The sequence below is a fragment of the Sphaerotilus montanus genome (assembly GCF_013410775.1).
Lineage (GTDB): Bacteria > Pseudomonadota > Gammaproteobacteria > Burkholderiales > Burkholderiaceae_C > Sphaerotilus > Sphaerotilus montanus.
The window spans coordinates 1,481,704-1,493,581 of the sequence record NZ_JACCFH010000001.1; the positions used below are offsets into that span (position 1 = coordinate 1,481,704).

General features: G+C 70.9%; 10 protein-coding genes. 7 read left to right on the forward strand and 3 right to left on the reverse strand.

What is annotated here, in order from left to right:
• Positions 1 to 9: 9 nt before the first annotated feature.
• Genes BDD16_RS06660 through BDD16_RS06690 form a run of 7 tightly spaced genes read left to right on the forward strand, consistent with a single transcriptional unit; the run spans position 10 to position 6,815 of the window.
• Positions 10 to 1,134, forward strand: coding sequence for a DegT/DnrJ/EryC1/StrS family aminotransferase (locus BDD16_RS06660; protein ID WP_179633225.1), 1,125 nt, complete (start codon positions 10 to 12; stop codon positions 1,132 to 1,134).
• Between the two features lies 1 nt (position 1,135).
• The gene (locus BDD16_RS06665; protein WP_246332480.1) at positions 1,136 to 2,329 is read left to right on the forward strand and encodes a lipopolysaccharide biosynthesis protein; all 1,194 of its coding nucleotides are present in this window, start codon (positions 1,136 to 1,138) and stop codon (positions 2,327 to 2,329) included.
• Between the two features lie 50 nt (positions 2,330 to 2,379).
• Positions 2,380 to 3,000 (forward strand): acyltransferase, encoded by a 621-nt coding sequence (locus BDD16_RS06670; RefSeq protein ID WP_310732792.1) that lies wholly within the window; start codon positions 2,380 to 2,382, stop codon positions 2,998 to 3,000.
• Complete coding sequence (locus BDD16_RS06675; RefSeq protein ID WP_179633226.1) at positions 2,997 to 4,133, forward strand: glycosyltransferase; 1,137 nt, start codon at positions 2,997 to 2,999, stop codon at positions 4,131 to 4,133. Before BDD16_RS06670 ends, BDD16_RS06675 begins: the two co-directional genes overlap by 4 nt.
• Positions 4,134 to 4,149: 16 nt before the next feature.
• Complete coding sequence (locus tag BDD16_RS06680) at positions 4,150 to 5,397, forward strand: glycosyltransferase family 4 protein (RefSeq protein WP_179633227.1); 1,248 nt, start codon at positions 4,150 to 4,152, stop codon at positions 5,395 to 5,397.
• Between the two features lie 5 nt (positions 5,398 to 5,402).
• The gene (locus BDD16_RS06685) at positions 5,403 to 6,062 is read left to right on the forward strand and encodes a class I SAM-dependent methyltransferase (protein ID WP_179633228.1); all 660 of its coding nucleotides are present in this window, start codon (positions 5,403 to 5,405) and stop codon (positions 6,060 to 6,062) included.
• A 33-nt stretch (positions 6,063 to 6,095) separates the two neighbouring features.
• On the forward strand, positions 6,096 to 6,815 hold the full coding sequence (locus BDD16_RS06690; protein WP_179633229.1) for a YebC/PmpR family DNA-binding transcriptional regulator: 720 nt from the start codon (positions 6,096 to 6,098) through the stop codon (positions 6,813 to 6,815).
• An 11-nt stretch (positions 6,816 to 6,826) separates the two neighbouring features.
• Here BDD16_RS06690 and BDD16_RS06695 read toward each other — a convergent pair whose 3' ends face one another.
• Genes BDD16_RS06695 through BDD16_RS06705 form a run of 3 tightly spaced genes read right to left on the reverse strand, consistent with a single transcriptional unit; the run spans position 6,827 to position 11,824 of the window.
• A complete protein-coding gene (locus tag BDD16_RS06695) occupies positions 6,827 to 8,263 on the reverse strand; it encodes a TolC family protein (protein WP_179633230.1) in 1,437 nt (478 codons plus the stop codon).
• On the reverse strand, positions 8,253 to 9,605 hold the full coding sequence (locus BDD16_RS06700) for an HlyD family type I secretion periplasmic adaptor subunit (RefSeq protein ID WP_179633231.1): 1,353 nt from the start codon (positions 9,603 to 9,605) through the stop codon (positions 8,253 to 8,255). The genes BDD16_RS06695 and BDD16_RS06700 overlap by 11 nt, the downstream gene beginning before the upstream one ends.
• Positions 9,602 to 11,824, reverse strand: coding sequence for a type I secretion system permease/ATPase (locus BDD16_RS06705; RefSeq protein WP_179633232.1), 2,223 nt, complete (start codon positions 11,822 to 11,824; stop codon positions 9,602 to 9,604). The genes BDD16_RS06700 and BDD16_RS06705 overlap by 4 nt, the downstream gene beginning before the upstream one ends.
• Positions 11,825 to 11,878: the final 54 nt, after the last annotated feature.

Genomic DNA, 11,878 nt, shown 5'->3' on the forward strand with positions numbered 1-11,878 from the left:
GATTGCACCATGCACTTCATCGACCTCCAGGCCCAATACGCCACCCTCAAGACCGACATCGACGCCGCGATCCACCGCGTGCTCGACCACGGCCAGTACATCATGGGCCCCGAGGTCAAGCAGCTCGAAACCGCGCTGGCCGAGCGGGTCGGCGCGAAGCACTGCGTCACCGTCTCCAGCGGCACCGAAGCGCTGCTGATCGCGCTGATGGCCCTCGACCTGCAACCCGGTGACGAGGTGATCACGACGCCGTTCACCTTCGCGGCCACCGCCGAGGTGATCGCGCTGCTGGGGGCCAAACCCGTGTTCGTGGACATCGAGCCCGACACCTGCAACCTCGACCCGACGCTCGTCGAAGCAGCGATCACGCCGAAGACACGGGCCATCATGCCGGTGAGCCTGTACGGCCAGGTCGCCGACATGGCCGAGATCAACGCCATCGCCGCCCGCCACCGCCTGCCGGTGATCGAGGACGCCGCGCAGAGCTTCGGCGCCACCTACCGCGGCAACCACAGCGGGCACCTGTCCACCATCGGCTGCACCAGCTTCTTCCCGAGCAAGCCACTGGGCTGCTACGGCGACGGCGGCGCCCTTTTCACCGACGACGACGCGCTGGCACAGGCGGCCCGCGAGATCCGCGTCCACGGCCAGAGTGCCCGCTACACCCACACCCGCGTCGGCCTCGGCGGGCGGATGGACACGCTCCAATGCGCGGTCGTGCTGGCCAAGCTGCCGCGCTTCGACTGGGAGCTGCAACGCCGCCGAGAACTGGGCGCGCGCTACCACCAGCTGCTCGCGCCGCTGGCCGAACGTCACCCCGGCTTCGGCCTGCTCACCGTGCGGCCGGACCGCGACAGCGTCTGGGGCCAGTACACCGTGTTCGTGCCGGCGCGGGCCAAGGTGCAGGCCGCGCTGCAGGCCGCGGGCATCCCGACCGCCGTGCATTACCCGAAGCCGCTGCACCACCAGGCCGCCTACGCCGCGTTCTGCTGCCCCGACTGCTGTCCGCACAGCGTGGCCGCCGCCGCCCGCGTGATGAGCCTGCCGATGAGCCCGGACCTGTCGGAAGCAGACCAGGACCGCGTGGTCGCCGCGCTGGCCGACGCGCTCGCCGGCTTGTCCACCGGCACCTGACTTGCTGCGCGCCACGCTGACGCTGCTGGCCGGCGGCGCGCTGGCGCAGGCGCTGCCGCTGCTGCTCGGGCCGCTGCTGACGCGGCTGTACGCGCCGGACGATTTCGGTGCCTTCCACCTGTTCGCCGCCGTCGCCACCAACCTCGCGGTGGTCGCCTGCGGGCGCTACGAGTTCGCGCTGCCACTGGCGCGGGGTGACGGCGAGGCGCTGGCGCTGCGCCGGCTGTGTCTGCGCATCCTCGGGCTGGTGGCGGGGCTGGCGAGTCTGGGCGGGCTGGGCTGGGCATGGTGGAGCGGGCTGCGCTGGGCGCTGTGGCTCGGGCCGGCGGTGGCGGTGGGTGGCGCACTGTCGCTGGCGACGATGTGGGCGACGCGGGCCGAGCGTTTCCAGGCGCTGGCGGTGGCGCGGGTGCTGCAGTACGGCGGCGCGGCGCTGGCGCAGGCGCTGGCCGGGTGGCTGCACGGCGGGGTGGTCGGGCTGGTGATCGCGCCGATCGCGGCGCAGACGCTGGCGACGCTGCTGCTGCGCGGCCCGGCCGTGGCGCCCGCAACCGACACGCCGCCACTGCGCGACATCGCCCGGCGCTACCAGGAATTCCCACTGCTCAACACGCCGCACGCCTTCCTCGGCGCGCTGCAGGACACCGTGTCACTGGCACTGATCGCCGCAACGCTCGGCCCCGCCGCCGCGGGCTTCTGGGGACTGGCGCTGCGTTACCTGAAGGCGCCGGCCACGCTGGTCGGCAGCGCGGTGTCGCAGGCGCTGTATCCGCAGCTGGCGGCCAAGGGGCCCGGGCCGACGCGGGCCGCGCGGGCCGCAGTGCGGCGGATCATGGCCGTGCTGGGGGCCGCGGGGCTGGCGCTGGTGGCCGTGCTCTGGGTGCTCGGGCCGTGGGCGTTCGAGCGGCTGTTCGGCGCCGAGTGGCGTCAAGCTGGGGAACTCTCCCGGACGCTGGCGCCCTACATCGGGGCACACTTCGTGGCTGCGCCGCTGGCGGTGGTGACGATGGCCTGGGGCGCGCAGGCCTGGGCACTGCGGCTGGCGCTGTGGGGACAAGCGGCGTTTGTCGGCGCGCTGGCCCTGGGCTTGCATCTGGACGGGCTGGCGGGCGCGGGCTGGGGCGTCTCGGCGGCGATGGCGGGCTACTTCGGCTGGTACTTCTGGCGGCTGGCCACCTGGCCGGTGGCGGACTGACACGACAACATGGCAACCCAGGGCACGGCAAGGACCGAACGGATGGCGACATGCTGAGACTGCGTGCGGCGCTGAACCGCTGGCGACGCCGACTGGTGCGCGGACTGCAGTTCCGCGTGCTCTTCGGCGAGCGCTCGCAGGGCCGTGATCTGCCGCACACGCGCATTTCGCCGTCCACCTGCATCGAGTGCGAGGACCGCCTCGTGCTGGGCGACCACGTCTACATCGGCCACTTCAACCTGCTCGACGCCAGCGGCGGCCTGACCATCGACGAGGGCGTGCAGATCACCAGCCACTGCGCCATCGTCACGCACAGCTCGCACCGCAGCCAGCGCCTGCTCGGCCGCGCCTTCGCCACCTGGGCCGGCCCCGGCGAGCGGCCCGGCTGGATCGGCGGCCCGGTGCACATCGGCGCCTGGAGTTTCATCGGCCCGCACAGCGTCATCGAGGCGAATACGCAACTCGGGCGCGGCACCATCGTATGTGCAGGCGCCCGGGTGCGGGGGACATTTCCGGATTTCGCGGTTCTCGATGGCGCACCTGCGCAGGTGGTCGGCGACAGCCGTGACGGGGATGCGACACTGCTTCGACAAAATCCAGCATTCAGGGTGCACCACGACGCCTGGGCCAACATGCCCGGGCCGGACGACTGCGACCGACGCCTGCCATGACACGACCGTATCGCCCCCTCGTCGACCTGCCGCCCGCCACCGACCCGCCCGCCTACGGCCGCTGGCGCCATGTGCTCATTGGCGATGGCGAAAGCCCGCACCTGCTGAAATGGGCCCGCGCCCTCGCGCCACAGGTGGACCTGTGGGTGGCGTCGAGCCGCGGGTTCCTGCCCGGGTTCGACGACCTGGTGCCACCGCGCGGGCGCCTGGCGCTCGGCGAATCGATGGACCACTCCGGCGGCAACGTCGGCCTGCTCAAGCGCCTGCCGGAACTCGGCCGCTGGCTGCAGGAGGTGGACGCCGACTGGATCCACCCGCACTACCTGACCTCGCACGGCACGCTGGCCATGGGCGCCAAGAAGGGCTGGAAGCTGCGCGGCCAGATCGTCGGCTCCGCGTGGGGCAGCGACATCCTCGTCACCCCGAAGCGCGGCCCGCACTACCGCTGGATCACCTCGCAGATCCTCAAGGCCTGCACCCTGACCACCAGCGACTCCGAACACATGGCCGCGCAGATGCGCCAGCTCGGCGCGGGCGAGGTGCGCGTGTTCCCCTTCGGGCTGGAGCAGATGCCGCCCCGCCCGCCGCACAAGGCGCCGTGGAGCTTCTTCGCCAACCGCGGGCTGGAGCCGATCTACCGGCCCGACCGGGTGATCACCGCGTTCGCCTCCGTCGTCTCGGCCTACCCGGAGGCGCGGCTGACCATCGCCAACGACGGCTCGCTGCGCGCCGCGCTCGAGAACCGCGTGGGCGAGCTGGGCCTGGCGAACCACATCGAATTTGTCGGCCGGCTCGGCGCCGAGGCGCAGGCGCACTGCTACGAACGCGCGCAGTGGTACCTGAGCATGCCGTCGAGCGATTCGGTGGCGGTGTCGGTGCTGGAGGCGATGGCGCACGGCTGCATCCCGCTGCTGTCGGACCTGCCGGCCAACCACGAACTGGTGCGCTCGGGCCTGAACGGACTGATCCTGACGGACGCCCCGATCGAGCTGATGAACCTGCCGCAGCAGCTCGCGCCGATGCTGTCGCAGGCCACCCGGATCGGCCGCGACAACCACGAGTGGGTACGGCTGCACGGCCAGTTCGCGCCCGCGGTGGAAGGGCTGCTCGGGCGGCTGGCCGAACTGATGTGAACCCCGGCGCTGCCGCATGAACATCCTCTACCTGAACCACTACGCCGGCGCACCCGCGCTGGGCATGGAATACCGGCCCTACTACCTCGCCCGCGAGTGGACCCGTCTGGGCCACCGGGTGCAGATGGTCGCCTGCGCCACTTCGCATGTGCGCGCCACGGCGCCGGTGCACCGCGACCACCCGATCCATGCGCCCACGCATCAGGACATCGACGGCATCGACTACCTCTGGTTCCCCGGCCCCGCCTACCAGGGCAACGGGCTGGGGCGGGTGAAGAACATCTGGGCCTTCCTGCGCCAGGTGTGGCGCGCCTCGCGCCGCATCGCCACGCAGTTCCGCCCGGACGTGGTGATCGCGTCCAGCACCTACCCGATGGACATCTGGGTCGCCCGCCGGCTGGCGCGCATGGCGCGGGCCAAGTTGGTGTTCGAGGTGCACGACCTCTGGCCGCTGTCACCGATCGAGCTGTCGGGCATGTCGCCGCGGCACCCCTTCATCGTGCTGTGCCAGAAGGCCGAGGACGACGCCTACCGCGACGCGGACGTGGTCGTCTCGATGCTGCCCAAGGTCCATGCCCACATGGCCAGCCGCGGGCTGGACCTGAAGAAGCTGCACATCGTGCCCAACGGCATCACGCTGGACGAATGGACCGGCGAACTGCCCGCGCTGCGCCCCGACGTGGCGGCTGCGGTCGAGCAGGCCCGTGCGCGCGGCGCCACCGTCGTCGGCTACGCCGGCTCGATGGGCCTGCCGAATGCGCTGGACACGCTGCTTGATGCCATGCGCCAGCTGCAGACGCAGGGCGCGCCGATCGCCCTCGTCATGGTCGGCGGTGGCCACGAGTGCGACCGGCTCGCCGCGCGCGTGCAGACCGAGGGACTGGCGAACGTGCAGATGCTGCCGCCGATCCCCAAGGCGCAGATCCCCGCCTTCCTCGCCGAGATCGACATCGCCTACATCGGCTGGCAGCGGGTGCCGATCTACCGCTTCGGCATCGCGCCGAACAAGCTGATGGACTACATGATGGCCGGCTGCGCGGTGCTGCACTCGGTGGAGGCCGGCAACGACCCGGTCGCGGAGGCCGGCTGCGGCCTGACCGTCGCCCCCGAGTCGGCCGACGCCGTGGCCGAGGGCCTGCGCCGCATGGCCGCCCTCACCCCGACCGAGCGCCACGCGATGGGCGAGCGCGGGCAGGCGTTTGTCCAGGCGCACCACACCTACCCCGTGCTGGCGCGGCGCTTCCTGGCCGCCTGCACGGGCTGAAGGCGATGGACGCGCCCGCCGACCGCTACAGCCTGCTGCACCCCGATGTCTGGCAGACCGTGCAGGAGCGCCAGCGCGCCCTGCTGGGTCTGCTGGCGCACCACGGCTGGCACGACCTGCGCGAGCGCACGCTGCTCGAAGTCGGCTGCGGCACGGGCGGCAACCTGCTCGAATTCCTGCGCATGGGCTGGCGGCCGGAGCACCTCGCCGGCATCGAGCTGCTGCCCGAGCGCCACGCGCATGCCCGCGACGTGCTGCCCGAGCGGGTCGCGCTGCACCTCGGCGATGCCTGCACGGTGCCGATCGCCGAGGCGGGCTGCGACCTCGTCTACCAGGCGACCGTGTTCTCGTCGCTGCTCGACGACGCCGTCCAGCAGCAGCTGGCGGCCGCGATGTGGCGCTGGGTGAAGCCGGGCGGCGCGGTGCTCTGGTACGACTTCACCGTGGACAACCCGCGCAACCGGAACGTGCGCGGCGTGCCGCTGCAGCGGGTGCGGGCGCTGTTTCCCGAGGGGCGGATCCGCGCGCAGCGCGTGACGCTGGCGCCGCCGCTGGCGCGGCCGGCGTGCCGGGTCTGGCCGGGGCTGTACCCGGTGCTGAATGCCGTGCCGCTGCTGCGCACGCATGTGCTGGCGTGGATCGAAAAGGACGCCCGCGCCCGCTAGACTGCCCGGCTCACCTCCAACACAGGAGCCGCCATGGGCGCGCAGTGGAAAGCAAAACACAAGGACCTGGCGGCCAACGCCAAGGGCCGTCTCTTCGGCAAGCTCGCCAAGGACATCATGATCGCCGCCCGCCACGGCGCCGACCCGGCCGCCAACTCGCGGCTGCGGCTCGTGATCGAGCAGGCACGCAAGGTCTCGATGCCCAAGGACACGCTGGACCGGGCGATCAAGAAGGGCGCGGGCCTGACGGGCGAATCGGTGAACTTCGAGCACGTGGTCTATGAAGGCTTCGCGCCGCACCGCGTGCCCGTGATGGTCGAGTGTCTGACCGACAACGTGAACCGCGCCGCCTCCGACATGCGCGTGCTGTTCCGCAAGGGCCAGCTCGGCACCTCCGGCTCCGTCGCCTGGGACTTCGACCACCTCGGCATGATCGAAGCCGAACCGACCGACGCCAGCGCGGGCGCCGACCCCGAACTGGCCGCGATCGAAGCCGGCGCGCAGGACCTGGAAGCCGGTGATGAAGAGGGCACGACGCTGTTCTACACGGCGCCCACCGAACTGGACCTGGTCAGCCGCGCCCTGCCCGCCCACGGCTTCACGGTGCTGTCCACCAAGCTCGGCTACAAGCCGAAGAATCCGGTCGCGCCGGACAGCCTGAGCGCCGAGCAGCTCGAAGAGGTCGAGGCCTTCCTGGCGGCGCTGGATGCGAACGAGGACGTGCAGAACGTGTTCGCGGGGCTGGGCGGCTGAGGCACGCGCCGCTAGTCCAGCGTCCCCAGCACCCCCGCCGCCGCCACCAGCTTCAGCCGCGCCGCATGCCAGTCCGCCAGACAGCGGATGCGCTCCTGGTGGGCGTCGGCCAGGGTGTTCTGGGTGGACAGCAGCTCCAGGATGTCGCTGACGCCCTTGTCGTAGCGCCGTGTGGCGCTGCCGACGGCCGCCTGCGCGGCGTCGACCAGGGTGGCGCTGGCCTGCAGGTTGTCGAGTGCGGACGCGGCATCCGCATGCGCCTTGACCACGTCCATCGACACCTGCAGCACCACGTTCTGCAGGTTGGCGGCACTCTGCTCCGCCTGCGCCTGCACGCCGCTGACCTTGTAGACACGGGCAAAGCCCTCGAACAGCGGGATCGACAGCGCCAGCCCGTAGGTCGTGACGCGGCTGCGGGCACCGCCGAGGCCCTGGCCGGGCACCCCGTACACCTGGTCGGAGCGGCTGACTTCCAGCGTCGGCCAGCCCTCGGCGCGGGTCGCGGTGACCTTGGCCTGCGCCGCTTCACGCTGCGCCTGGGCCGCGCGGATGCCGGGGTGGCGGGCGCGGGCCTCGGCCAGCCAGTGCACCAGGTCCTGCACCACCGGGGCGTCCGGCGCCTCCAGGTCGTCCGGCAGCTGCACCGGCGCCGTGCCCGGCAGGCCCATGACAAAGGCGAGCACCGAGGCCGACTTCGCCTGCTCGCCCCGCGCACGCTGCGCCGCCAGCTGCGCGCGGGCCAGCGCGGCGCGGGCCTGCAGCACATCGATGCCGGCGGCCACGCCCAAGGTTTCCCGGCGCTCGGTCGCCTCCAGGGTCGCGCGGGCCATGCGGACCGCCTCGGCACGGGCACGGTGCACGGCCTGCGCGGTCACTGCGTCGAAGTAGCTGTCCACCACGGCGGACATCAGCTTCTGCAGCGTCGCGTCGCGCGAGGCAATGGCGGCGGCCAGCAACCGGTTCGCCACACCCAGGTTAGCCTCGCGGGCCCCGAAATCGTAGAGCCGCCAGGTCAGGTTGACGGAGCGGTTGGTGCCGACCCGGTCCTCGTCGGGCAGCTCGCCGTCGGTGTAGACGGTGCGGCTGAACAGGCGGTTCACGCCCACATTGAGGCGTGGCCAGTAGGCCGCGCGCGCCTCGCCGAGCCCGCCAGCCTGCACCTTGACCGCCGCCCAGGCCGCGCGGGCCTGCGGGTTGCGGCACAGCGCCATGTCCATCGCCTCGGCCAGCGACAACGGCTGGCCGGATCCCGGCGTGTCGGCGCAGGGCGCTGCCAGCCTCGGATCGGCCTCGAACAGCAGCGGCACCGCCAGCGGGTTCTCCAGCCGTACGGCCATATCGGAGGTAGCCGCCGGATCGGCAGGCGCGGCCAGCGACACCACTGGCCAGACTACCGACGCATACAGGCCGGCCCGCAGCCGGCCGCTCCACCGGAACTCAGCGCTCATTGAGGCTCTCCCGGGCATGCTGTACCAGCGGCGACAGCACGTACTCGATCAGGCGGCGCGAGCCGGTCTTGATCTCGACGCTGCCGGACATGCCGGCGGTGATCGGCACCGCCTGGCCCTCCACCTGCAGCACCGGCTGGCGCAGCACCAGCCGGACCGCGTAGATCGGGCCGCGCTTCTCGTCCTGGATCGCGTCGCGCGAGACGTGGCCGACGGTGGCCTCCAGCGTGCCGTACTTGGTGTACTCGAAGGTATCGATCTTGACGCGGGCGGTCTGACCTTCCTTGACGAAGCCGACGTCGCGGTTCTCCATGAAGGCCTCCATCTCGACGCTGGTCTGCTGCGGCACGATCTGCATCAGCGGCTGCGCAGGCGAGACGACGCCGCCGATGGTGTGCACCGCGAGCTGCTGCACCGTGCCGTCCACCGGCGCGGTCAGCTTGAGCAGGTCGCCGCGCACGCGGCCCTTGCGCACTTCCTGCTGCGCCGCGGCAGCCAGGCGGCTGGCCTCGGTGCGGCTGTCCTGGGCCGACTTGCGCAGCTCGGCGGTGAGTGCGGTCTTCTGGTGGCGCAGGTCGGCGATCTGTCCTTCCAGATCCAGGCGGGCCTGCTCCTTTTCCATCGACGCGTGGCGCGACACGTCGCGGGTCTGCGCCAGCTCGGCATAGTCACGCGCTCGCTGGGCGACCAATGGCAGCTCCTGGCTGTAGCGGCGGATCTCGCCATCGAGCCGGGCGATGCGGGCGGTGTAGTCGCGCCACTGGTCCTGCAGGTGCTGGCGGGTCATCTGCAGGCGCTCCGGGTCGGCGTCGGCCAGCGTGGGGCTGTCGGGCAGGCTCGGCGGCTGGCCGCTGTCGAGCGCCGCCAGCAGCGCGGCGGCGCGTTCGCGCTGCAGCGTGGCCGACTGGAACTCACCCTGTGCCTTGTCCTGGTCGGTATCGCTCAGGCGCGGGTCCAGCGCGATCAGCAGCTCGCCGGCGCGCACCGCCTGCCCGTCCTCGACATGGATCGCCTGCACCCGCGCCACCTCCAGCGCACCGATCGTCTTGGTGCGGCCGTTGGGGATGATCTTGCCCTGCGCGTTGACGACGATGTCGGCGCGCCCGACCACCGACCACACCACCAGCGCGAGCACCAGCAGCATCAGCAGGCGTCCCACCCAGCGCCCGGCGGGCGACACCGGCTGCGCCTGCAGCGAGAGCGCGGCGGGCAGGAACTCGGCCTCTTCCGCCTTCAGGTCGGGCGGGGTCAGCGCGTCGCGCTGCTGCCAGAAATGGCCCCAGACCTGGCGGTAGCGGGTAAAGAGCGTGCCCCAGGCTTCGACGCGGTGCTTGCGGCTCATGCGGCACCTCCGACCGGTGCCGACGTGGCAGGCGGTAGCGTCGGCGGCGGGGCCTGGCCCCCCTGCTGCAGCGCATAAAGGTGGGCGTAGATGCCCCTGGGCACCCGCAGCAGCTCCTGGTGGCTGCCCAGCTCGACGATCTGGCCGCGCTCCATCACAACGATGCGGTTCGCCTCGCGCACGGCGGACAGGCGGTGGGCAATGATGAGCACGGTGCGGCCCTGGGCGATGCGGCGCATGTTGTCCTGGATGATCTTCTCGGACTCGTAGTCCAGCGCGCTGGTCGCCTCGTCGAAGATCAGCACGCGCGGGTTGGTGATCAGCGCGCGCGCGATGGCGATGCGCTGGCGCTGGCCGCCGGACAGGCCGGTACCGTGCTCGCCGACCATCGTGTCGTAGCCCTCGGCCATCTCGCAGATGAACTCGTGCGCCCCCGCTAGCTTGGCCGCCTGGATCACGGCCTCGATCTGCAGCGCCGGGTTGGTCAGCGCGATGTTGTCGCGCACCGACCGGTTGAAGAGCATGTTCTCCTGCAGCACCACGCCGATCTGCTGGCGCAGGCTGGTGGTGTCGACGATGGAGATGTCCTGGCCGTCGACCAGCACCCGGCCACGGTCCGGCACGTACAGCCGCTGCACCAGCTTGGTCAGCGTGCTCTTGCCCGAGCCGGAGCGCCCGACGATGCCGATGACCTCGCCCGGCTGCACCTTCAGCGACACCTGGCGCAGCACGTCGGCAGCGTCCGGGCGGTAGCGGAAGGACACCTGGTCGAACTCGATCTGGCCGGTCAGGCGCGGCAAGCGGGTCTTCTGGCCGGCGATCTCGGTGCGCGTGTTCAGGATGTCGCCGAGGCGGCTCATCGAGATGCCGACCTGCTGGAAGTCGTTCCAGAGCTGCGCCAGCCGCAGGATCGGGCTCGACACCTGGCCGGACAGCATGTTGAACGCCACCAGTTCGCCGACCGTGAGCTGGTTGTCGATCACCAGCGTGGCCCCCACCCACATGATGGCCGCGGTGACCAGCTTGCTGACCAGCGTGACACCGCCGCCGGCAATGGTGGCGACGTTGGTGACCGACAGGCCGGAGGTGACGTAGGAGGCGAGCTGCTGGTCCCACTTGTGGATCCAGCGCGGCTCGACCGCCAGCGCCTTGACCGTGTCGATGCCGCTGATGGTCTCGACCAGAAAGGACTGGTTCTCGGCGCTCTTGTTGAACTTGTCATCGAGCCGCGCGCGGATGACCGGCGTGAACACCACCGACAGCAGCACGTAGACCGGGATCGACAGCACCACGATCAGCGTCAGCCACACGCTGTACCAGAGCATCACGCCCAGGAACACGAAGGAGAACAGCAGGTCCAGCACCAGCGTCATCACGTTGCCGGTGAGGAAGGAGCGGATGTTCTCCAGCTCGCGGATGCGTGCCACCGAGTCGCCGACGCGGCGCGACTGGAAGTAGGCCAGCGGCAGGTTCAGCAGGTGGCGGAACAGCCGCGCGCCGAGTTCGACGTCGATCTTGCTGCTGGTGTGCGCGAACACCCAGGTGCGGATGCCCGACAGCACCGCCTCGAACACCGTCGCGCAGATCAGGCCGACCGCGATGACGTGCAGCGTCTTCATCGCATGGTTGACCAGCACCTTGTCCATCACGACCTGGAAAAACAGCGGCGTCACCAGCCCGATGAGCTGCAGCACGAACGAGATCAGCAGGATCTCGGTCAGCAGGCGGCGGTACTTCACGATCGCCGGGATGAACCAGGTGAAGTCGAACTTGGCCATCTGGCCGCTGAAGCTGGCCTTGCTGGTGAAGAAGAGCAGCTCGCCGGTCCAGTTCGCCAGCAGCTCCGAAAGCGGGATGACCGCGGGCGGCTGGCCGGCGCGCTGGATCAGCACGCGTGCATCCGGCGCCGGCGCGGCGGGCTGGTCGGCTGCCACCGCCTTGGCGGGTTCGATCCGGGCGACGAGGAAGAAGCGGCCTTCGCGGTCCTGCGCCACGGCGGGCAGCGGCGCCTTGGCGAGCCGTTTCGGATCCTGGCGCAACGCCTTCGCAGTCAGCCCGAGCGACTTGGCGGCCAGCAGGATCGTCTGCACATCGAAGGGCCGGTGCCCGTAGGTGTGGCGCAGCTGGGGTTCGTCGGCGGCCAGGCCATGCAGCGTGGCCATCGACAACAAGGCCCACAGACCGGAGTCTGGCGGGGGTGCAGCAGCAGTGGGATTCATGGATACGACAAGGTCTTCAATGGCAAAGGCACCCAGCACCAGACGGCGATGGAT

What these genes read in the sequence shown, in the direction of transcription:
- BDD16_RS06660 (WP_179633225.1), top strand. Translation starts at nt 10, where the DNA reads ATGCACTTCATCGACCTCCAGGCCCAATACGCCACCCTCAAGACCGAC.
- BDD16_RS06670 (WP_310732792.1), top strand. Translation starts at nt 2,380, where the DNA reads ATGCTGAGACTGCGTGCGGCGCTGAACCGCTGGCGACGCCGACTGGTG.
- BDD16_RS06675 (WP_179633226.1), top strand. Translation starts at nt 2,997, where the DNA reads ATGACACGACCGTATCGCCCCCTCGTCGACCTGCCGCCCGCCACCGAC.
- BDD16_RS06680 (WP_179633227.1), top strand. Translation starts at nt 4,150, where the DNA reads ATGAACATCCTCTACCTGAACCACTACGCCGGCGCACCCGCGCTGGGC.
- BDD16_RS06685 (WP_179633228.1), top strand. Translation starts at nt 5,403, where the DNA reads ATGGACGCGCCCGCCGACCGCTACAGCCTGCTGCACCCCGATGTCTGG.
- BDD16_RS06690 (WP_179633229.1), top strand. Translation starts at nt 6,096, where the DNA reads ATGGGCGCGCAGTGGAAAGCAAAACACAAGGACCTGGCGGCCAACGCC.
- BDD16_RS06695 (WP_179633230.1), bottom strand. Translation starts at nt 8,263, where the DNA reads ATGAGCGCTGAGTTCCGGTGGAGCGGCCGGCTGCGGGCCGGCCTGTAT.
- BDD16_RS06700 (WP_179633231.1), bottom strand. Translation starts at nt 9,605, where the DNA reads ATGAGCCGCAAGCACCGCGTCGAAGCCTGGGGCACGCTCTTTACCCGC.
- BDD16_RS06705 (WP_179633232.1), bottom strand. Translation starts at nt 11,824, where the DNA reads ATGAATCCCACTGCTGCTGCACCCCCGCCAGACTCCGGTCTGTGGGCC.